Source organism: Desulfoglaeba alkanexedens ALDC (genome assembly GCF_005377625.1).
GTDB lineage: Bacteria > Desulfobacterota > Syntrophobacteria > Syntrophobacterales > DSM-9756 > Desulfoglaeba > Desulfoglaeba alkanexedens.
This window is the reverse complement of sequence record NZ_CP040098.1, coordinates 2441400-2461086: the sequence shown is the minus strand read 5'-3', so window position 1 is coordinate 2461086 and position 19687 is coordinate 2441400. Positions and strand designations below refer to the sequence as shown.

At 58.2% G+C, this 19687-nt stretch carries 15 protein-coding genes and 1 pseudogene; 5 read left to right on the top strand and 11 right to left on the bottom strand.

Features of this window, described 5'->3' with window-relative positions; all coding sequences use genetic code 11:
* Nucleotides 1-327 precede the first annotated feature (327 nt).
* The 3 genes from FDQ92_RS16505 (at nucleotide 328) to FDQ92_RS11085 (ending at nucleotide 3008) form a co-directional block, all read left to right on the top strand.
* Nucleotides 328-549 carry a glycosyltransferase gene (locus tag FDQ92_RS16505; protein WP_137424950.1) on the top strand — a complete coding sequence of 74 codons (222 nt, stop codon included), beginning with the start codon at nucleotides 328-330 and terminating at the stop codon, nucleotides 547-549.
* 115 nt (nucleotides 550-664) lie between these two features.
* On the top strand, nucleotides 665-1708 hold the full coding sequence (locus FDQ92_RS11090) for a glycosyltransferase family 4 protein (RefSeq protein WP_137424949.1): 1044 nt from the start codon (nucleotides 665-667) through the stop codon (nucleotides 1706-1708).
* A gap of 4 nt (nucleotides 1709-1712) precedes the next feature.
* Complete coding sequence (locus FDQ92_RS11085; protein ID WP_170180310.1) at nucleotides 1713-3008, top strand: oligosaccharide flippase family protein; 1296 nt, start codon at nucleotides 1713-1715, stop codon at nucleotides 3006-3008.
* Nucleotides 3009-3257: 249 nt separating this feature from the next.
* Here the strand turns inward: FDQ92_RS11085 and FDQ92_RS11080 are convergent, their stop codons facing one another.
* The 4 genes and pseudogenes from FDQ92_RS11080 to FDQ92_RS11070 all read right to left on the bottom strand — a co-directional run bounded on the left by FDQ92_RS11080 (nucleotide 3258) and on the right by FDQ92_RS11070 (nucleotide 5814).
* Nucleotides 3258-3500 carry a class I SAM-dependent methyltransferase gene (locus FDQ92_RS11080; protein ID WP_137424947.1) on the bottom strand — a complete coding sequence of 81 codons (243 nt, stop codon included), beginning with the start codon at nucleotides 3498-3500 and terminating at the stop codon, nucleotides 3258-3260.
* The gene (locus FDQ92_RS15750; protein WP_246041687.1) at nucleotides 3500-4126 is read right to left on the bottom strand and encodes a glycosyltransferase; all 627 of its coding nucleotides are present in this window, start codon (nucleotides 4124-4126) and stop codon (nucleotides 3500-3502) included. The genes FDQ92_RS11080 and FDQ92_RS15750 overlap by 1 nt, the downstream gene beginning before the upstream one ends.
* Nucleotides 4127-4141: 15 nt before the next feature.
* Nucleotides 4142-4570: pseudogene (locus tag FDQ92_RS16290) on the bottom strand (glycosyltransferase); the annotation flags it as partial.
* A 383-nt stretch (nucleotides 4571-4953) separates the two neighbouring features.
* Entirely contained in the window at nucleotides 4954-5814 is an 861-nt protein-coding gene (locus FDQ92_RS11070) for a glycosyltransferase family 2 protein (RefSeq protein WP_137424945.1), read from the bottom strand.
* 372 nt (nucleotides 5815-6186) lie between these two features.
* Here FDQ92_RS11070 and FDQ92_RS11065 point away from each other — a divergent pair, with 372 nt between their 5' ends.
* Together FDQ92_RS11065 and FDQ92_RS11060 are read left to right on the top strand one after the other, a co-directional pair.
* A complete protein-coding gene (locus FDQ92_RS11065) occupies nucleotides 6187-11238 on the top strand; it encodes a pilus assembly protein (RefSeq protein WP_137424944.1) in 5052 nt (1683 codons plus the stop codon).
* A 734-nt stretch (nucleotides 11239-11972) separates the two neighbouring features.
* Nucleotides 11973-12743 carry a DsbC family protein gene (locus FDQ92_RS11060; protein ID WP_170180309.1) on the top strand — a complete coding sequence of 257 codons (771 nt, stop codon included), beginning with the start codon at nucleotides 11973-11975 and terminating at the stop codon, nucleotides 12741-12743.
* Nucleotides 12744-13124: 381 nt separating this feature from the next.
* Here the strand turns inward: FDQ92_RS11060 and FDQ92_RS11055 are convergent, their stop codons facing one another.
* The 7 genes from FDQ92_RS11055 to FDQ92_RS11025 form a co-directional block, all read right to left on the bottom strand.
* Nucleotides 13125-13634: a hypothetical protein gene (locus FDQ92_RS11055; RefSeq protein WP_137424942.1), complete on the bottom strand. Its 510-nt coding sequence runs from the start codon at nucleotides 13632-13634 to the stop codon at nucleotides 13125-13127.
* Nucleotides 13635-13675: 41 nt separating this feature from the next.
* Complete coding sequence (locus FDQ92_RS11050) at nucleotides 13676-14668, bottom strand: type II secretion system GspH family protein (RefSeq protein ID WP_137424941.1); 993 nt, start codon at nucleotides 14666-14668, stop codon at nucleotides 13676-13678.
* Nucleotides 14665-15063 carry a type IV pilus modification PilV family protein gene (locus FDQ92_RS11045; protein WP_137424940.1) on the bottom strand — a complete coding sequence of 133 codons (399 nt, stop codon included), beginning with the start codon at nucleotides 15061-15063 and terminating at the stop codon, nucleotides 14665-14667. Before FDQ92_RS11045 ends, FDQ92_RS11050 begins: the two co-directional genes overlap by 4 nt.
* A complete protein-coding gene (locus FDQ92_RS11040) occupies nucleotides 15060-15530 on the bottom strand; it encodes a GspH/FimT family pseudopilin (protein WP_137425808.1) in 471 nt (156 codons plus the stop codon). Before FDQ92_RS11040 ends, FDQ92_RS11045 begins: the two co-directional genes overlap by 4 nt.
* Nucleotides 15527-16297, bottom strand: a complete 771-nt coding sequence (locus tag FDQ92_RS11035) for a DUF3303 domain-containing protein (RefSeq protein WP_137424939.1) — start codon at nucleotides 16295-16297, stop codon at nucleotides 15527-15529. The genes FDQ92_RS11040 and FDQ92_RS11035 overlap by 4 nt, the downstream gene beginning before the upstream one ends.
* A 5-nt stretch (nucleotides 16298-16302) precedes the next feature.
* On the bottom strand, nucleotides 16303-16794 hold the full coding sequence (locus FDQ92_RS15985) for a type IV pilin protein (protein ID WP_170180308.1): 492 nt from the start codon (nucleotides 16792-16794) through the stop codon (nucleotides 16303-16305).
* A gap of 398 nt (nucleotides 16795-17192) precedes the next feature.
* The gene (locus FDQ92_RS11025) at nucleotides 17193-19598 is read right to left on the bottom strand and encodes a tetratricopeptide repeat protein (protein ID WP_137424937.1); all 2406 of its coding nucleotides are present in this window, start codon (nucleotides 19596-19598) and stop codon (nucleotides 17193-17195) included.
* Nucleotides 19599-19687: the final 89 nt, after the last annotated feature.

Genomic DNA, 19687 nt, shown 5'->3' with positions numbered 1-19687 from the left:
CCGATTGGCACGATCGAGTCTTCCTGAGGAGGAGAGCATGACCGCAGGGGCGGTTCGCGAACCGCGCCCACAGTAGGAATGCCATCAAAACCCGGGCAAAGCACGCCATGGCAGCAAGAAACCGAGACCGATCGGCCAATCCACCACGCCTGATGGTCTTGACCTCCACCTTTCCACGGTGGCCTGGGGACCGGGAGCCGAGGTTTGCGCATGATCTGTGCCGGCGCCTTTCCGACACCTTTGAGGTTCATGTGGTGGCGCCCCACACCCCTGGAGCCAGGCGGTCCGAACCCATGCAGGGCATGACCGTCCGCCGCTGTGGAAGCCATGGGCTGCGGCTGCCCCGTCATCGCCTCCGATCTTCACGCTACCCGGGACGTCATTGGCAACGGGGAAACCGGCCGCGCGGTTTCCCCCGGGCAAAGCCCTTCCCTCGCTGAAGTAACCTGCACGGCGCTAACCAGGCACAATCTCATGATAGATCATTCCGACTGCGGAAGAAAATGGGCGCACTGTCATTTTGACCGCAACCAAGCCGAGGAGAAGTAAAAATTGCTTCTGACCCGGTTGTCAGGAGAAACTTGAAATCAGAAGATCCAGTCGCTGGGCACCGTTCGACTAAAGACTGGAGGATCCCAGCTTGAATCACACACAAGACAAAGGAATGATTAAAAAGAACGTTCCTCAACCCGCCGTCTGGTTTCCGACGGTCCGTGCCGGCAGCGGCACGGATGTTTTCACGGAGCGCCTCGCGGAAGGATTAAGCCGCCGTGGCATCCGAGCCGGCATCACCTGGTTACCCCTGCGCGCCGAGTACGCCCCCTGGACGGTGCCCATACCGAAGCCCCCTGCCTGGGCCAACGTCGTCCACACTAACTCCTGGCTGCACCCGCGATTTGTCCCCAAGAACCTCCGTACCGTGGTGACGGTCCACCACAGCGTGCACGACCAAGCCTTCATGCCATATAAGACCCCGCCGCAAAAGATCTATCACCGTATCTGGATCCGGCCGATAGAAGCACGCAACTTGAAGCGTGCCGACGTCGTTACGGCCGTCAGCCGGCACGTAGCGCTTCAGGTGAAGAAGTTGTCCGGCCGTAGGGACGTAGTCGTCATTCCCAACGGCATCGATGTGGAACACACTTTCACCCCGGGACCCGAGCGTGAGCCTCACCACCCGTTCCGCCTGGTCTATGTGGGCAACTGGATGAAGCGCAAAGGTGTGGACCTCTTGGCCCCCATTCTTGAGAAACTGGGGCCGGATTTCGAGCTTCTTTACACGGCGGATCGGTCCGGTGCACATGGTCGGTATACACTACCATCCAATTCAAGGGGCATAGCAAGGCTGAACACACTGGCACTGGTAAAGGCCTACCGTACCTCCGATGCACTCCTGTTCCCCAGCCGCTCGGAAGGACTGCCCTTGACACCGATTGAGGCGATGGCATGCGGTTTGCCGGTCATCGCCTCACGGACTTCGTCACTGCCGGAAGTGGTGGGAAATGGATCGACGGGAATCCTCTGTCCGGTGAACGACATAGAAGCATTCACCGTGGCCAGCCGAGAGTTGTCTTTGTCCCCAGGATTGTGGCAGACCATGGCGCGGCAAGCCCGTGAGAGAGCTTTGAAACACTTTTCCTTGAACTCCATGATAAATGGTTACCTGCCCATTTATTTCAAATGCTTGGAAGGGCAAAAGGACCAATAGAGCCATGTGGCAACCCGGAAGACTGGCGGGCGATACGGCGAGAATGGGACTTGGACTCGGTTTGCGCGCGCTGGGGCAGGCACTCATCTTTATCATCTTCGCCAGAACATTGGGAGTGGAAGATTATGGTGCTTTCACTGCATTGATTGCTCTGGCCTGTTTCGTCGGTTGCTTTGCCGGCTTCGGTGGCCATGTATTAATCGTGCGAGATGTTGCCCGAGAACCGTCCAGCTTTCCACAGGCGTGGGGAGCCACCCTGGCGCTGCTTGGGCTTAGCACGCCCCTCTTGATGCTGGTTTATCTGGTACTTGCCTGGACACTACCCATTCCCTCTGTTCCTTACTCGGCCGTGGTCGCCGTGGGGCTTGGGGAATTGATTTTCGGCACAACGGCCAATGCCGCTTCCTACGCCTACCGAGGCTTTCAGCGGATGGGAAGAGCGGCCCGACTGCAATCGACCCCCGTTTTCTTCCGACTGGTGGCGGCCGCGGGATTCCTCCTGTGGAGCACTACACAGCCCTCAGTTGAACCCCCCCTCGTCTTGTGGTCCTATTGTTACGCTGGGGCAAGCCTTGTTGCGGCGATGTATGCCCTGCGTCTGATCCAACAGGATCTGGGCAAGCCCAGCATGCCGGCCCGATCATTGCTCCAAAAATGGTTTTTCGACGGCTTACCGTTTAGTATCTGGGGCGTCGGCGAGAGCTTGTATGGGGATGCGGATAAGTTCATGCTAGCCCGCATGGATTCCCTTACCCACGCAGGCAGTTATGCCGCAGGCTATCGATTCTCCGGTATGGCCTTCCTGCCGCTCCATGCACTCCTCAATGCCGCAGCCCCCAGGCTTTTCCACATCGGAATAAGAGGCCTCCAAGGCACTCGGCGTGCCGTGCTTCCGCTTGCGCCCTGGACTTTGGGCTACGCCCTGGCCGTTGGTTCTGCACTTTTTCTCGGTGCCCCTTGGATGGCACGGCTGCTCGGTGGCGATTACTCTCACACCATTGTTACCACGCGCTGGCTGGCCTGGCTACCTCTTGCCACCACCCCGCGTTTGCTGATGCAGTATGCCTTGGCAACAAGCGGCCGCCAAGGCACTGCAATGGTTGCCGTCGTCTTGGGCGGAGGATTGAACATCTTGCTCAATTGTTACTGGATACCAGTATGGGGCTGGCAAGGTGCAGCCTTGGCAACCTATGCAGCGGAAGCAGGGATGGCTGTGACCATGCTTGTTTTACTTCTCAACATTCCCGCAAACGCCACGGAAAGGATTCAACCAACAGGAGCTGATCAATGCCTGCCTTGACCTGGCACGAAGGTGAAATGGAGTTCTTGGGCAGATGCCCGGTTTGTTCCTCAACAGCAATTTCCGGAGCCCCTGTAAAGCCTTGAAAACCGGGCATTGAAGGATTTGGTTTTCGCGAACCCAGGGGGTGATTTCGGGCTCCGAAGGGGGTTTCGGGGGTGAATTTTCCCCTCGTTCCCAAGCTCCAGCTTGGGAACGAGGGGAAACGGAGCTGATGCGCTTGCTGCTTCAAGGCCATCTGGATCTACCTCAGAGGGTCACCCTGGATGTCGTTCTAAAAGATCCGCACCCATCCACCACATCCACAGCGGTTACGGTGTATTCTCCACATGCCCGGGTGGCGAAGTAGTGTGCGATCCCCCCGGAACCAGCCCCGATGTCGAGAAGCCGGATCGGCCTACAGCGCTGCGTAAGGCCCAAGAGCCTTTCGATCTTCTGCGCCTTGAGATACCGGGAAGAGAGGTCACCAACCGCATGGGGGCGCCGATTCATCAATCCGCTCCAACGGCACGCACGATGGCTTTGTTGAACCGAGGCCACGCAAAGCCTTCTGCAAATCGGCGAACCTTCTCCCTGGGCATCGGCTTATCCATCAAGCTCAGCACGGCTTCGGCCAAAGCCGCAGTATCTCCCGGCGCCACAAGGAACCCGGAGACACCATCCGCTACAGCATCCACAACGCCTCCCACGGCGTAGGCCACGGTCGGCGTCCCAAAGGCGGCAGCCTCCAAAGCAACCATTCCAAAACCCTCAGGATCGTTTGGGAGATCTTGGACCGGAAAAACATGGACGTCGGAAGCCGCATAGGCTTTCTGCAGCGCTTCATCCGGCAGGTGGCCGAGCCAGCAAACATTTTTCGAAACCCCTGCAGAACGGGCTGCGCGAAGAATGTCTTCGGGTTCCTCAGCCTCCGCCATCAGTGCACCTCTAGGAACGTCGCCGACGATATAGAGGCAGGCGGTCGGTTTTTTTCGAACTATCGTTGGGAGCACTCGAGCCACAAAGTGCATGAGTCCCTTCCGACGGGTAAGGCGCCCCACAGAAAGCAGCATGGGTCGATCTCCCACCCCGTAGGCCGAGCGGAACCAGGACGCGGCTCGGGCTTCCAGTTCGAGCATCGTCACTCCTGGATGCACCACTCGGATCCGCTCAGAAGCAATCCCTGCTCGCTCAGCTATTGCAAATGTGGCGCGGCTGTTGACTATGATTCCATCCAACAAGCGAAGACAAGGCAACCAAAACCAACGGTACACCGTACGGGGGACAACGAGATCCAGGCCATGGACATAGGCGTAAGACCTTGACCTCGATAGGCGGGCGGCAACCAACGCCATCGGCGCTGTAAGGCCGCTTCCAGCAAAAGTAATTTCAGGCTTAAACCCAACCGCCTGCCGGAGTGCGTTAAGTGCTGTCTTCCCCAAGAAGATTCCCAGTGGTCGCAGGGGAACCTCAGTACAAGTCACCTTGCGGGGCAGATACTTGCCGCATCCCTCCGGACCGATCACATGAACATGAAACGACTCGGAAAATGCCTTCACTATGTGCCACCCGAGACGCTCCATACCACCCACCAGGGGAGGCAAATTGCGGGTTATGACCAAGACACTTCGGGACAAGTTTCTTAACCTCTTTCGCAATGCCGCCTTGACTCATTTACAGCGTGACCACAAAGACTTGGTAGCGTAGAAAATAATAGACCTAATATTTGATGCCAAATTCTATTTCCCCTCCCCTTGTGGGAGGGGATTAAGGGGAGGGGAATGTAATTGATTGACATACGTTAACTTTCTCACCCTCACCCCAACCCTCTCCCATCAAGGGAGAGGGGGATTTTTTGACCTTCGTTAACCTTACTGCTTAAAGTCTACACTTTAGAACGCTACCAAAGACTTAGCTTGCCACGCCTGCTTCTCGACACCAGAAAATATTCAAGCCTGTTTCCCATTCACCCTCCGTTTTCCACCCGGTCGTAGCGGAGCTGGGTGATCTGTTCGCTGATGAGGCCCATCATGAAAAGGATGATGGAAGTGGTCATGAGAAGCGCCGACATGTTGGTGAAGCGGCCCGCGGTGACGTACGTGTAGGCGTAGTTCAGAAGACCCAGGCCCCAAAAAGCCAGGCTCACCGGCAGAAAGATCCGAAGGGGCGAAAAAAGCGTCGTGACCTTCAAGATGATGAGAAAAAAACGCATGCCGTCGCGAACGGGCATGATCTTGCTTTTCCCCTTTCGGCGCCTCACCCGGACGGGGACGTAACAGACCGTGCGGCCGCTCCTCAAGTAAGCCAGGGTGATGGTGGTGGGATAGGAAAAGGTGTTGGGCAGTAGATAAAGGTAGCGTAGCACCGTCTCCCGGTCGAAAACGCGGTAGCCGGATGTCAGGTCCTTGACGGGAAACTTGGTGGCGTACCGGGCTAGCGTGTTGTAAAACCGGTTGGCCCATCGGCGGAAACCGTTGGCATGCCCGTCGGAGAGCCGCGCCCCTACCACCATGTCAAATTTCTGCGCGGCTTCGAGCAGCTTGGGAAGGTCGGCCGGATGATGCTGGCCGTCGCCGTCCATGAGAACGACCTTGTCTCCGGAAACCAGCCGGATACCTGTTTTCACGGCAGCCCCGTTGCCGATGTTGTACGGGTGGCTCCAAACATAGGCTCCGGCCTTTCGAGCCGCTTCGGCCGTGTCGTCCGTAGAACCGTCGTCCACCACGAGGATTTCCGCATCGGGAAGAATCTCACGGATTTCCGATATGGTGTTCCCGATGTTCAGCGCCTCATTGTAGGCAGGAATGACAATAGACACCTTGCTCATGACGCTCCTTGCACGCTCGACCGCTTTTCCCGCCGTCCCGCCCGGAATCTTCTAAAGAGAAGCATGGAACCTTCCGATTCATAACCTGAAGTTGTATTCGTGCAGATCTTTTGCTTCTTGTTCCCAAGCTGGAGCTTGGGAACACAACTGTGCAGAAGCTCCAGCTTCGGTAAGGGCGTTCCCAAGCTGGAGCTTGGGAACGAGGGGTCGATCCACAACCTGAGTTGTATTGCGCCCGTACCGGCCATCCTCTTGTCTTGTGATTTACGCAACAACCATGCCCAACCTCGGGAAAGATCGGAGGCGCACTCAAGCCAGGGTCGCCTCAAACGCTTTCCCAGCCAACGCTTCTTCATCCGCGGACGGAACGCCATGAAAAGACGCTTCATCGTTTCTCTCACCATTTTTACCTTCCTGGTCTCACCCGGTGGGGCCCCGGATGTCCTCGCGGGGCAATGCGATCCGCCGCCGTTCATTTCCGCGGGCGCATCCCCCATGGTCATGCTGATCATGGGACGAGACCACAAGCTCTACTATGAAGCCTACAACGACGCTCAGGATCTCGACGAAGACGGCAAGATCGACGTGGGCTACAAGCATTCCATTGACTATTATGGATATTTCGATCCTTACAAGTGCTATACGTACACGACCACGGGGACAGAACGGTTCATTCCGGAACGGTATACGGCGGACAAGTACTGCGGCGGCACGGACGAATGGAGCGGCAACTTCCTGAACTGGCTCTCCATGTCGCGGATGGATATCCTGAAGCGCGTGCTCTACGGCGGCCAACGGATCGCCGACAATACCAGTGAAACCGTCCTGGAGGGGGTCTATATCCCGCAGGATTCCCACAGCTGGGGAAAAGAATACGCCGGAGACGATACCCGCCGGCTCACGCCTTATGAAGCACCTACCTCGGGAAACCGGCATCTTTTCTGTGTCACCAGCCTTAATGAAGGGGAGGCCCACAAGATCCTCGTGGCATTAAACGATTCCCACAGGGTCTGGGACTGGGCGACCACCGAACGCCCGGTCTGCAGCGGGCCGGTGACTCCCGATTACTACCGCTTCGTTCGGGTCCAGGTGTGCAGCGTGGACGCGGACAAAGGGCTGGAGCAACATTATTGCAAAGTCTATCCCGGGGGTGGCGGTGTAGCGAAACCCATCGGGCTGCTCCAGAAATACGGGGAAGGCGATGGATCGAAGGTCTGCTCGAAGACATCGATCCCATGTCAGACGGATGCCGGTTGCGGCCCGAACGACGGGATCTGCGTGGAACGAGCGCCCCTCTACTTCGGACTGCTCACCGGGTCGAACACCAAGAACCTGAGCGGAGGCGTGCTTCGAAAAAACATCTGGAGCGTGCTGGATGAAATCGATGCCCAATCGGGAATCTTTCAGACGTCGGAAAGCGATCGAGGCAACATCATCATGACGCTGGATCGGCTCAGGCCCGTGGGATTTAGCTATTCGGACTATTCCTACGGGGACTCGGACGGTAGCACCTGCGGCTGGATCACGGATCGGCCGCTGAGCGAGGGCGAATGCCGTATGTGGGGCAATCCCGTGGCCGAGATGATGTACGAAGCACTCCGGTACCTCTCGGGGAAAGGGTCTCCCACCGATGCGTTCAACTACACCACCAACGACGACGACGCGGGTCTCAAACTTTCGAAGCCGGATTGGGGCATTCGTAAAGGTGCTGATTATCTCCAGCCCTATGACATCTTCCCGTGGTGCGCCAAACCGTCGCTCATCGTCTTGAGCGATATCAACCCCAGCTACGATTCGGACCAGGTGCCGGGGGCCGACCCGGATTTCGGGTCCTTCACGGGCGACCTGGAAGACCTGGACGTGAGCGAGCTGGTGAATACCATCGGGACTCACGAATCGCTGGCGGGAGGTTCCTGGTTCATCGGAGAAAGCGGATCGGTCTACGATTTCATCTGCACGCCCAAAAATGTCGCCAACCTGTCGTCCATTCGGGGATTGTGCCCTGAAGAGCCGACCAAGCAGGGAAGCTATTACTCGGCGGCCGTGGCTTATTATGGCAAGACGAAGATCGCCGAAGCCGAAGGGATGGAAGATGTGACCACCTACGTGGTCCCCATTTCTTCGCCGGTTCCCGACATCAACATCAAGGCGGGAAGCGGTTTCGCGCGAATCATCCCCATCGGGAAATCCGTGAGCGGATCCCACGGAGTGAAAGCCGCCTGTGCCGATCGGTGCACGATCACTCAAGACGACGACGGCCTGCACATCTCCGACTGCGCCGCAGACGCCTATTGCCCTTCCAATCAGATCGTCGATTTCTACGTGGATGAGATCACCTATGATGCTGACGGGAACATGACTTCTGCGAAATTCCGCATCAACTTTGAAGATGTCGAACAAGGCGCCGACCACGATATGGATGCCATGGTGATCTACGAAGTTCAACCTGCTGTCGGAGACGGGCAGGTCAAGGTTTCTCTGACTTCGGACGACGCTGCGGGCTCCATCGACCAGGTCCTGGGATTCATCATTTCCGGAACCACCGAGGACGGTGTCTTTTTGCCGGTCAAAGACAAAGATGTCAGCGAAGAGGACAGCGACACGCCTTCCGCCGTGTCGTCGCTGGAGGACGACCGCACCTGGCCCAAGACGTTCACCCTTTCCGGAAGCCCCTCGGGGGTCTTGAAGAATCCTCTGTGGTACGCGGCCAAGTGGGGCGGTTTCGATGACATCAACGGCAACGATGTGCCCGACCTCCAGGCCGAATGGGACAAGGACGGGGACGGCATCCCGGACAGCTATGTCGCCAACCCACTGAAACTGGAAGAAAAACTGGAGGAAGCCTTCGTGGCCATTCCATCCAAGGGAGGCAGCGCGGGGGCCGTGGCCACCGTCATCCAGGAAGTCCTGGGGGAGGACCTGGTCATCCGCGGCGCGTTCACCACCTACGAGGATGACCCCAGCCGATACCTGTGGAAGGGCCACTTGGAAGCCTACTGGCCGTACGAAGGCTGCTCCGACTACACGGACCAGTCCGCTTGCGAAAAGCTCGCCGGGTGTAAATGGTTCGGAGATAAGTGTATCGGCGAAATCTACAGCTTTCAAAAGGATGTAAACATCGGCAAGTTCTGTGCCGACGCCGGGCACACGGGCGGACACTGCTGGGATGCCGGAACATACCTCACCTCCTCCGGTCGCAAGATTTTCACGATGATCAACGGCGAGCAAAAGGATCTCAAGGCCACGGAATCCACCGTAGTGAGCGCACTGGAAAACGACATCGACTTCGACGGCGATGGAACGGTCGACGGTTCCGACGCCGAGTCGCTCATCGACTGGATGCACGGCGTCTGGGACGGTTCGTGGACCGGCGTCGCCAGGGACCGGCAGGGGTGGCTGCTGGGCGATATCGTCTATTCCAGTCCGGTGGTCGTAGGACCGCCTTCGGTGGGCGCCGTCGACCCGAACATCGCCGGAGATTGTTCCTGTGAATGCGGCGTTGACACGGACTGTGAAAAGACCTGCTTCTACTGCTACCGAACCGTACAAACGGACAGACCGAAAGTGGTCTACGTGGGCGCAAACGACGGGATGCTCCACGCCTTCACCGCCGGCGTGTGGTGGGAGGACCCGAACCCGGCGGCAGACAACGACAGCGACGGTTCGGCCGACGAAAGCCACTGGATCTACGATCCCAATGAACCGGACAGCCGATGCGACGGCCAGCCATGCACCGGGAAGGCTGAAGTGGGAAAGGAACGGTGGGCCTACATCCCGGGCAACCTCCTTTCGGAAGTCAAGGAATTGGCTCGAGCCGGCTACGGCACACCGTCGGGCTGCGCTCACCGCACCATGGTGGATCTTTCACCCACGGCCTGGGAAGTCTTCATCGACCATGACGGAAACGGGAGCCGCGAATGGCGGACGGTCATCATCGGCGGCGAACGCGGGGGCGGCGATGTCTATTTCGCGATCGACGTCACCGACCCTGACAGCCCGCAGGTCCTGTGGGAATATTCGGTGCTCAGGAACTTGTTTCTTCCGCCCGCCACCGGAAGCGATGCGGCGGAGACGCCTTTCCGGAACCTGGATGTGTATAACTACGCGAAGACACTTCCGGTTTCCTGGTCGGTACCCTACGTGGGACACCTGACCCTCCCCAGCAGCCTCACTCTTGCCGCGGACGATCGAGTTGAACCCCTGGAACCGGGGCTACCCTCGGTGTCCGCAAACCGGGCGCGCGGAGCATCGGATCTGAGCGGCTGGTTCGCTTTCATGGGATCGGGAACCCGCGTCTTCAACCTCGACGATTTCCCCGCAGCCCTCACCGACGACCAGAAACGGGCCACTCTTAAACCCTATCTTCTGACCATCGACATCGAAAAGGGCATCAACGTCTTTCAGTTCCTCTGGCCCCAGATCCTCGACCACTGGTCCGAGAAATGGCCGGACAAGACCTCGGGAAGCAACACCATACCCTATGCCATGGGAGACCCGGTCGTTTTGGACGTCTGGAATCAAGTCGGCGCGGTACTGAGCGACGGCTCCATCGATCACATTTACCTTGGCGACCTGAACGGGAATTTCTACGGCTTGAAATTCAACCTCGAAAGCGCAAAAGGACTCAAGCTCGACGTGTGGCGCACCAAGGACCTCTCCGATACCAGCAACCTCTTCCGCTCTGACCGGCAACCGGTGACCGTGATGCCTGTGGCGGCTTTCGACGAGCACAGGAATCTCCGACTATTCTTCGGCACGGGGAAGTTCGAAAACATCCTGGGATCGAGTGACGACAAGACCGACCCGGCCCGAATGTCCTTTTACGGCCTGAAAGATAGCACATTGAGGCCCAGCGACTTCACCGGTGGGTTCACCACCCCCGGAGGCCTGGACGTGAAGGCTGATTTCCATTGCCTCACCTCCACCTTCGAAACAGGCTGCTCGTGGCTGCAATCGGATGGATCGCCGGATTGCTGTGAAAGTGTCTGCCCGTCGGGCTGCTGGAACTGCGTCTACGACCTCCTGTCTCCCGGAGAACGCGTGGTGGACTCGGCCCTGGTGGCCGGAGGCACCGTCTTTTTCACAACCTTCGTTCCCAAAAACGATCCGTGTTCGGCGGGCGGCGACGCGTTTCTCTACGCCGTGGACTACCTGTGCGGCGTCCCCAAGCGTGACTCCTTTGAAGACTCCAGTTTCACGGAAGTCACGACGACTCCGGATCAGCTCGACACGGGCGAGTACACGGCGGTGGTCGAGGGCGACAAGGTCACGGCTTATGTACTGAAGATCGGTCAAGGCATGCCAAGCCGCCCCGTCATGAATTCGTCCGGAGAATTAATCGTGCAGACCAGTGGCACAGCCATTCACTGGCTGCATGTGGATGTGGGGCCGACCGTCAAAGCGATGGGCTGGAAGGTCAAATGACCACATCTGGTGAAAAGAACGCCGAGACTGCTGCACAGCGCATTGCAATTTAGAACCGAAGCACCGATAATGCCGGGGTTCCCGCTCGTGATCGCTGACCGGAAACGAAGTGCCGACGCGGGCGGGAACCCCGTGTCCGTTTTCGCAATCTCTGCGCCGTGAACATCCCATGGGTTCGATCTATAGGAGCGTGTCCGAGAATACGTTTCATCCAGAAAACGGCAAGACATTGACGGTCCGGCTGGTGTCGGCGGCGCTCCCGCCCGCCGATCGGACGACAAACGCGTGACCCGCACCCTTTTGTAGGAGCCGGCCTGCCGGCGACCAGAGTCAACGCGGGATTGCCGGTTCTACGGGTCGCGGGCTTGGGAACAAGGTGGAATTCGATTTCCCCTCCCCTTGTGGGAGGGGATTAAGGGGAGGGGGTGATTTTTTGACTTTCCCCTCGTTCCCAAAAGCTCTGGCGTGGGAACCGCCTCATGGGAATCGAAGCTGGAGCTTCTGCACAGTTGTGTTCCCAAGCTGGAGCTTGGGAACAAGGTGGAATTCGATTTCCCCTCCCCTTGTGGGAGGGGATTAAGGGGAGGGGGGAGAAGGTGGAACCGGGCCGATCCCCTGTAGGGGCGCAGCGGCGCTGCGCCCCTACTTGCCGGCGATCAAGGTCAACGCGGGATTGCCGGTTCTACGGGTCGCGGGCAAGGGCGCTCCACCAAGAGAAGGAAGGGGAAGCTGCAATGAGATCAGGTACCTTACGTTTCCGGCGATGTCTGTGCCTCTTGGTCCTCTTGTTTTTCGCGGCGGCCGCCGCTGCTCCGCCGCAGACGGAAGGGACTTCCGGGGATTGCCCGGATCTGGAGCATGTGAGAAGCCTCGCCTCCAGAGTCTTCCCAAAAGAGGCCGAAATCAGAAGCGTGCAGCCGGCTCCCGTATCCGGCTGGTGCGAAGTGCAGGTGCTCTTCAAGGGGCAGCAGCGTATCTTTTACGTGGACAAAGACGGTGCCTTTTTCTTTCTGGGTGAAATCATCGACGTTGAGCGCGGCGTCAACTTGACGCGCCGAGCCACGGAAGCCGGCAACCGATTTACCGCCGAAGAAATGAAGAAGCTGGAAGATCTGGCGGCTTTGCGCCTGGGAGACCAGGAACCGGTGGTCTACCTGGCCACGGATCCTCAGTGTCCTTATTGCGCTCGAGCCGAAAAGATCCTGGAAGATATGGCGCAAAACGGGGACCTGTCGGCCAAGATTCTCTTCTTTCCCCTCGCCTCCCACAAGGGCGCCAAGGAACTGTGCATTTCAGTGATTTGCGACAAGAAGGGCATGCACGAATTTCGTTCGGGATACCAGTCGGACAACCAGTGCGACGAAGGCCGCAGGCTCATCGAAGAAACCGTCGGTTTCCTTTCAAGCAAAGGCATTGCGGGTACACCGGCTTACATATTTCCCGACGGCACTTACCACCTGGGCGTGATGTCGAAAGAAAGACTGTTGCAGCGGCTCAAGGAGTAAGGTGCGGATCTTTTAGAACGACATCCAGGGTGACCCTCTGAGGTAGAACCAGATGGCCTTGAAGCAGCAAGCGCATCAGCTCCGTTTCCCCTCGTTCCCAAGCTGGAGCTTGGGAACAAGGTGGAAGGTACAGCTTGGCAACAAGGTCAAAAAATCCCCCTCTCCCTTGATGGGAGAGGGTTGGGGTGAGGGTGAGAAAATTAACGTATGTCAATCAGTTACATTCCCCTCCCCTTAATCCCCTCCCACAAGGGGAGGGGAAATAGAATTCCACTCGTTCCCAAGCTCTGGCTTGGGAACGGCCTCATGGGAATCGAAGCTGGAGCTTCTGCACAACTGTGTTCCCAAGCTGGAGCTTGGGAACAAGGTGGAAGCCCTGATTCAACGCGGGCGGACCTGGCCTATCTTTTGGACGACTCTGAGTACCTCCGTCTTGGCGTCGCCGCGGCTTCCGGGCAAAGGTTTGACGCCTTTCCCTTCGGCCCGGTAGTAGTAGCCTCGAAACTTGCTGATGTCCCAACCCGGAAGGACCCTTGAATCCTCGAAAATCAGCACCGGGGTCACCATCCCTGATTCCGGATGCCCTGGGACCACCTCTTGGTCGGAAGCCATATACGCGATACCGGTCGGCGTCACTTCTTGCTGTTGCCGGACGTCCTTCACGTTCCTGAGAAGGTCTTCGTTGGATTTCTCTAGAAGGTATTGCCAGCTCAGTTCCAATGCTCCCTCCGCGAGGTTGAACGTGACCGCGTTGCGCTCGACCGATTGAGTCATCCGGTAGGTGTTTCCGCTTTCCACAATCATCCAGATGCCCAGAACGGAAAGCAGGGCGACAAGCGACATCGCCAGGACCATGGCGAGCCCGTCCTGGTTCCCGACCATTTCAGACATGGACCGACGCACGGTTCACTCCAAATCCTAAGGCGTTCTTCTCAGTTGTTCCGGGGATGGATCATCATGGAAAACACCTGGTAGATGCGGCCGCATTCGTCCGGACCGACGCCCGCCTCGCGGTTTTCCACCGCCGGGCGGCAATACCGGGGATCCCCCAGAAGATCGCGACTCTGATGCCTGCTCCGCACCACCAGCGTGAGGCGCACGAGATCGATACTTCGAGGATCGAAGGGGCTCATCTCGCATTTTCCAGGACCCGTGCCGCTTCCATCACATCCCGCCTCACCGTACCAGTATTCTCCGTCGGCATCCCGGTAGGCGACCTGCAGGTCCACCACGTTTTCCGCAACCACTTGACGCCCCCCGGAACTTCGATCGCTTCGCCGCAACACCCAGAGGGGGTCCGTAGAAGAATCAGGGTGGCAGTCCGCGTTGCCGTCGTCGACGCAATAGTAGACGGCGGGAGCCAGCCAGGTGCCGCCGAGCTCAACTTCCAGGTTGAGCTGGTTACCGGAAACCGTGTTAATTTTGGCTACCTTGGAAAGACCGTCGTCCGAAATCACAAATTGATAGGCGGCACCCCGAAAATCATTTTTACCGTCCCCATTGACATCCAGCTCGTTCACGGTGACCGAACTCGTTCCCGAACCCGCCTCAATGCGGCTGCAGCCGGGACAGTCTTCCGAAATCAGCTGATCCATGTGCTCGTCCTCGTCAATATCGATGAGCGCCGTATCATTGATGTAAATCTTGTCACTGCGCCCCGTTCCGCCATCTTCAAAGTAAAAGGACATCTCCGGCGCCACCGACCATCCGGCCTCCATGAGATCCAGCCTGAGAAATTCAAAAATGATCTGGCCTTCCCGGGTTGCTTCCTTGATACCGTGATCCCGCCCCATGTTTCGATATTGTGCACCGAAGATACCCACGACCGCCACCATGACAATGGCGAGGATACACAAAGAAACCATGAGCTCAACCAACGTCATGCCCATGGATCGGCGCATGGGTTCAACCGAAGATCGTTTCACGCCCCTTCCCCCGCAAGGTCACTGGGCAATACAATAAAGGTCCGGAGCACAACCGAGCCTTGCATAGCGCACTTCTCCTGCCATTCCACCTTGATCTCAATGTTGGAGGGATACTCTTGGGTCACGGTGGATGTTCTGACAAAATTTATGTTTCCAAACGGCAGGCTCTCCGTGGTGGTTCCTGCGGGAAGAGCAATGCCGCCTTCGGCTGCAGCCCGAAAATTCTCGAGCCTGTCTTCAGCCAGGAAGAGCGCCGTGGTTTCCCTGCTGTTCTTCATATTGATAGGCTGGGAAGTCCAGTGAAAGCCCCAGAGGCTCAAAAGACTCACCCCCAGGATCATGAGCGACACCATGACCTCGATGAGCGTAAAACCTTCCGAAGGCCGGTGGGTCATTTCAATTCTACTCGCCCGAGGAGATTAACCGAGACCGTCATTTCAGAATCCGATTTAGTGGACTTGACGGTGATGGTCGCCAATGTGACTTCAGCCCTGCCCCGGGAATTAAACCGCAGGAAGGGCTTATTACTTGAAATGGTCACATCTTCCGGCAGCTGAACCGTTCGGACAACCGTTTCCCCGCCGTCCAGGTTCCCATCCTCATTGCTGTCGCGAAAAACCCGGTACTCTCGGTTGTTGGGATTGAAGACAACGGTGTGGTCGATCCCTTTTTCCCGGGCCAGCATCTTCGCTTCTTCCAGGTGTGAAACGAGTAAACGCGCCGTCGAACGCAGGCGTTCTTCGCCGATGGGACCGCCCAGTCCCCAGGCACTCAACGCCAAGAGAGTGGCGACGAGTGCCACCACCACCATCAGTTCCACCAGGGTCATGCCGTCCTGGGCTTTGGATCGTCTCCGGGTCATGGGTTCCGCCCCGCCGGATTCGGCATTCTCGAGACCTTCACCTGAAACCTCAGAAGAGACTCCCCTCCATGGGTGTCCTGGCCGGAAACGGCCACATCAAACGACCCTTCCACGTTTTCAGGAATCGGCCAGATCAGCCGCCCCATTGACGGATCCAGCCGCATGCCTTCCGGTCCTTCCCGCAACTCCAGAACCACTGCGTCGCCTTCAGGATCTTCCACCTCGAGCCCCGCCGTGTACGTGGACGCTCCATCCACTTCCTGCCCTGTCAGTTTCATGAACGGCGGCGCATTGGCGACGGAGATGGATTCACTGAGTCGCCGGCCTTCGCCGGCCGCGGTCACCGGAACCACCTCCAGTTCCACAAAATCGCCGAACCTCAGCGGGTGCTCCAGGGTGTCGCTCTCAGCCTCGGAAACCGTCTCGCCGTTGACCTTCCAGCGATGGATGAGCCGGACATCGGCGCCATCCGGATTGTCGAGCTCAACGGTCGCCCGCAGCCGGTCGCCTGTAACCGGCACCGAAGGCTCAAAGGCTATGGCCTCGATCCGAACCCGTTCCTGCAACCCGGATCCTTCGGCCCGCCTCGCCGGAACGCTTGCCGATTCCGCCGTCCGGACACCTTCCTCGGATCGAGGGGTATCGGAATGCTTCCCGCGGGACTGAACGCCCGCGTCTTCCCGGGGGTCAGCGGAACATCCAAACAGCAGAAACCCGGCCACGGCCGCAAAAACGACGACGGCGATATTCCATCCCCTGAATGCCATGGACCTCACTCGAGAATCCATTTGAACACCGAAAATTCAATGGCCTCGGGATTGACGACATCCGGCAACGCATCGGGCGTCTCGGCGGTCACCTCGAGCCGAATGATATCCGTCGGAGCGTAATCGTAGACCTTCTTTTTAGCCTCGATCGTATACGAAGTCGTCCCCGCGGAGGTTATCGTGATCTCGTAGCCGTTTTGAGTGCTGTAGGCCGTGATGCCGCAGTCGTTCCCGAACGATGCGAGACAACCGATGGTTCCGGCATATCGATTGTTTTCTTCCCAAAAGATTTCCTGATCCATCTTGGCATTCATGAGCCGCCACACCGGCTCGCTCTGATGGGACTGGTTCACGTAGTTGAAGTAGTGTGGAACCGCAACGGCAGCCAGGATTCCCATGATCGCGACAACGACCATGAGTTCAACCAGCGTGAAACCGGCTCGTCCGCTCGTTTTGTCCCCCGCTCCGAAAGATCTTCCCTGTGAGGCTGTCACCATGGTGCCCCCATCTGGTTGCCCTCGCCCTTGGATACCCGCCGATACCGCCGAAGGGTCCCTCCGCCCATGCACGCACCGTCCTAACATTTCAATAATCAGGTGCAAACCTTCCCGATTCCGGCTTAAGAACGGCTTCATGGGAATCGAAGCTGGAGCTTCTCCACACTTGTGTTCCCAAGCTGGAGCTTGGGAACAAGGTGAAATTCTATTTCCCCTCCCCTTGTGGGAGGGGATTAAGGGGAGGGGAATGTAACTGATTGACATACATTGATTTTATCACCCTCACCCCAACCCTCTCCCATCAAGGGAGAGGGGGATTTTTTCACCCTCGTTATCCTTTTGCTTAAGGTCTCCACTTTAGAACGCTACCAATTTCTTTCGCGCCCGGGCGAAAGAAGTCATCCCTGGGGAAGCCGCTCGAACGAAACCGTCTGCTCGGCGTCCTCCCTCATTCGAGCCACCAGGCCCTGGATCATGCCCTCGACGGCCGCTCGCTTGGGATATCCCGGGTAGAGTTCCAATGTCTGTTCAAAGGCGGCCTTGGCCGTTTCAAAGGAACCGGCCCCGGAAGCGAAGAATCCCAGTCCGAGCCAGGCCTTGGCGTACTGAGGATCCCTTTCGATGGCCCGCTTCGCTGCATCCACCGCCTCATGGACGTCGCCTCGCTCGTAGGCGTACCACCCCTTCAACAGGAGCGCGTCCACGGCCGTTTCATCGAGAGCCAGAGCACCCTCCAGCAGTCGCATCCCCAAGGGTTCGAACCACCGGAGCGAAGGTTCTCTCTGAATCCACAGGGCTCCCGCCATCAGCGCATTGAAAGGCGAAAAGGGATTTTTCAGGTACTTTCGGGTAAAGGACCACCGGGCCGCCTGAATTCGATTTTTCTCCTCGGTGAGCACGGCCAGTTGAAGCAGGCGCTGGACCTCGTGCTGATCCGGGTTTTCCGCCGAAGCGGCCTGGAGGACTTCGACCGCTTCCTTGGTTTCGTTCAACGAAAAGAGAAGTGCGCCGACCCAGGCCCCCGCGGTCAGCTGTCCCGGATCGGGTCTCCCGTCTCCATCCAGGTCGATCCCCTCATCTGCCGCCTCTTCCACGATCTTTTTCAGCTGCCACGCTACGAGCCATTTCTTCGACAGTCTGGCCGGCAGGTGATTCATCGTCTCCAGCGCCTTGATCGTCAGATCGAAGGCTTCGCGAAGTTCTCCCTGCTTCCGATGGCACTCCGACAGCGCAAGGAGGAAATTGGGGAGGCTGGCCGCATCGGACCCCTGCGGCACCTCCTGAAGCAGTGACCGGCCCCGCTCGATGCCTTCCTGATACCGGTCTTCGCTGAGATAACCCAGGAGCATCGCCGTCCCGGCCACGTAATACTTCTCGAAGCCTTTCTGCATCAGTGCGATGGCCGCTTCCGCCTGCTCGATTCCCACGTCATGATGCCCGTACCTCACCAGGGACATGGCCAGGTTGGCCCGCGCCCTGGGATGCTCCGGAGCCTTGGCCACGGCATCGCCATAGATCGAAAGGGGCGTGGCCCACGCCTCGTTTCTCGCATAAGTCATCAGAGAGAGGAGCGCGCACAGCAACGAACAGGCCGCCCAGACCACCTTGACCTGCTCCCGGTGCCCCGCATTCTTGAAGATCCACTGGACCGACCTGTAAAGGAGGATCACCGCCGTCACGACCAAACCGACGGACGGAAGATACAGTCGATGTTCGAAAACCAGTTCCAGAGGGACAAAGGTCGACTCGATCACCAGGTTCACGAAGAACCATAGGCCTCCGAAGGTCAGGAGGACGTGCTTCTTGCGGAATCGGATGATAAGAAAAAGCGCCAGCACGATGGCGGCAAGGCTGAGCAACGTGGTCGGCGGGTTCAGAAGGGAGCGGGAAAGGACGACATCGTGCTCAAGGGACAGCCGACTCGGCAAGGGCAGGAAGAACAGCCCCACGTACCAGAGAACGACCCTCGTCTGGGTCAGCAGGCGCTCTTCCAGCGTGAAATGACGCCCGCCGTAGCCGCGGGCCATTCCCAATGCCACCGACGCAGCCTCAATGCAGACGGCAAGCACCAAGAGCGCCAGAACCGCCTGGACCCATCCGGGCCGCCTTCTCAGTCCGTTCCACGCCTTGAGGACAAGTTCGCCTCGAAACAGCCACATTTCGGTAAATACCAGCATAAAGGGAAGCATGGCCGAGTTTTCCTTGGAAAGGAAAGCCGCCGTCCCTGCAAGAAGCGACGCCGCATACCACCACCCCGCTCCTTTCGACGTTCCCGCGGCCATCCGCCGCCTCCGACCGACCACATAGAAACTGACGCTCGAGATGAAAAAGAGCGCCTGAAGAGCCGCCATGCGCTGAACCAGATACGTCACCGCATTGGTCTGCACCGGGTTCAAGGCCCAGATCCCCGTGGCGCACAAGGCCAGAAAGCGGCTCACACCGGGACCCGGCGCATCCGAATCGCGCGAGAGCGCCACCTGAAACAGCTGGCTGATCAGAGAATAGACCGCCAGGGCGCAAAGCGCATGGATCAGGAGGTTGGTGACATGAAAGGACACCAGTTTCCCGCCGCCGAAATGGTAGTCCAAGGCAAAAGTCAGCATGGGGATGAATCGCGGCAGCCCAAAATGCGAGTCCATGACCTCTCGAATGGAGGCCGGCGAAAGATCATCGATATGGACTGAAGGGTTCCTCACGAAAGTGTGAAAATCGTCCAATGCGGGCGTTGCGCTGAAGGTGTTGCTGTAAGCCGAAAAGAGAAGGAGCAGAAAGAGAAACGCGGTATAGATATTGTGTTTTTTCATTTCCGTCGCCGGCTCCGTCGTGAACCGCCTGCCATGGATGGAACCGGGGAGCACCCATCCGGGCGCCCCGTGGTCTCACGAGCCAAGGG

What these genes read in the sequence shown, in the direction of transcription:
- FDQ92_RS11070 (WP_137424945.1), bottom strand. Translation starts at nt 5,814, where the DNA reads ATGAGCAAGGTGTCTATTGTCATTCCTGCCTACAATGAGGCGCTGAAC.
- FDQ92_RS11060 (WP_170180309.1), top strand. Translation starts at nt 11,973, where the DNA reads ATGAGATCAGGTACCTTACGTTTCCGGCGATGTCTGTGCCTCTTGGTC.
- FDQ92_RS11065 (WP_137424944.1), top strand. Translation starts at nt 6,187, where the DNA reads ATGAAAAGACGCTTCATCGTTTCTCTCACCATTTTTACCTTCCTGGTC.
- FDQ92_RS15750 (WP_246041687.1), bottom strand. Translation starts at nt 4,126, where the DNA reads ATGCTCGAACTGGAAGCCCGAGCCGCGTCCTGGTTCCGCTCGGCCTAC.
- FDQ92_RS16505 (WP_137424950.1), top strand. Translation starts at nt 328, where the DNA reads ATGGGCTGCGGCTGCCCCGTCATCGCCTCCGATCTTCACGCTACCCGG.
- FDQ92_RS11055 (WP_137424942.1), bottom strand. Translation starts at nt 13,634, where the DNA reads ATGTCTGAAATGGTCGGGAACCAGGACGGGCTCGCCATGGTCCTGGCG.
- FDQ92_RS15985 (WP_170180308.1), bottom strand. Translation starts at nt 16,794, where the DNA reads ATGGTGACAGCCTCACAGGGAAGATCTTTCGGAGCGGGGGACAAAACG.
- FDQ92_RS11045 (WP_137424940.1), bottom strand. Translation starts at nt 15,063, where the DNA reads ATGACCCACCGGCCTTCGGAAGGTTTTACGCTCATCGAGGTCATGGTG.
- FDQ92_RS11040 (WP_137425808.1), bottom strand. Translation starts at nt 15,530, where the DNA reads ATGACCCGGAGACGATCCAAAGCCCAGGACGGCATGACCCTGGTGGAA.
- FDQ92_RS11035 (WP_137424939.1), bottom strand. Translation starts at nt 16,297, where the DNA reads ATGGCATTCAGGGGATGGAATATCGCCGTCGTCGTTTTTGCGGCCGTG.
- FDQ92_RS11025 (WP_137424937.1), bottom strand. Translation starts at nt 19,598, where the DNA reads ATGAAAAAACACAATATCTATACCGCGTTTCTCTTTCTGCTCCTTCTC.
- FDQ92_RS11090 (WP_137424949.1), top strand. Translation starts at nt 665, where the DNA reads ATGATTAAAAAGAACGTTCCTCAACCCGCCGTCTGGTTTCCGACGGTC.
- FDQ92_RS11080 (WP_137424947.1), bottom strand. Translation starts at nt 3,500, where the DNA reads ATGAATCGGCGCCCCCATGCGGTTGGTGACCTCTCTTCCCGGTATCTC.
- FDQ92_RS11085 (WP_170180310.1), top strand. Translation starts at nt 1,713, where the DNA reads ATGTGGCAACCCGGAAGACTGGCGGGCGATACGGCGAGAATGGGACTT.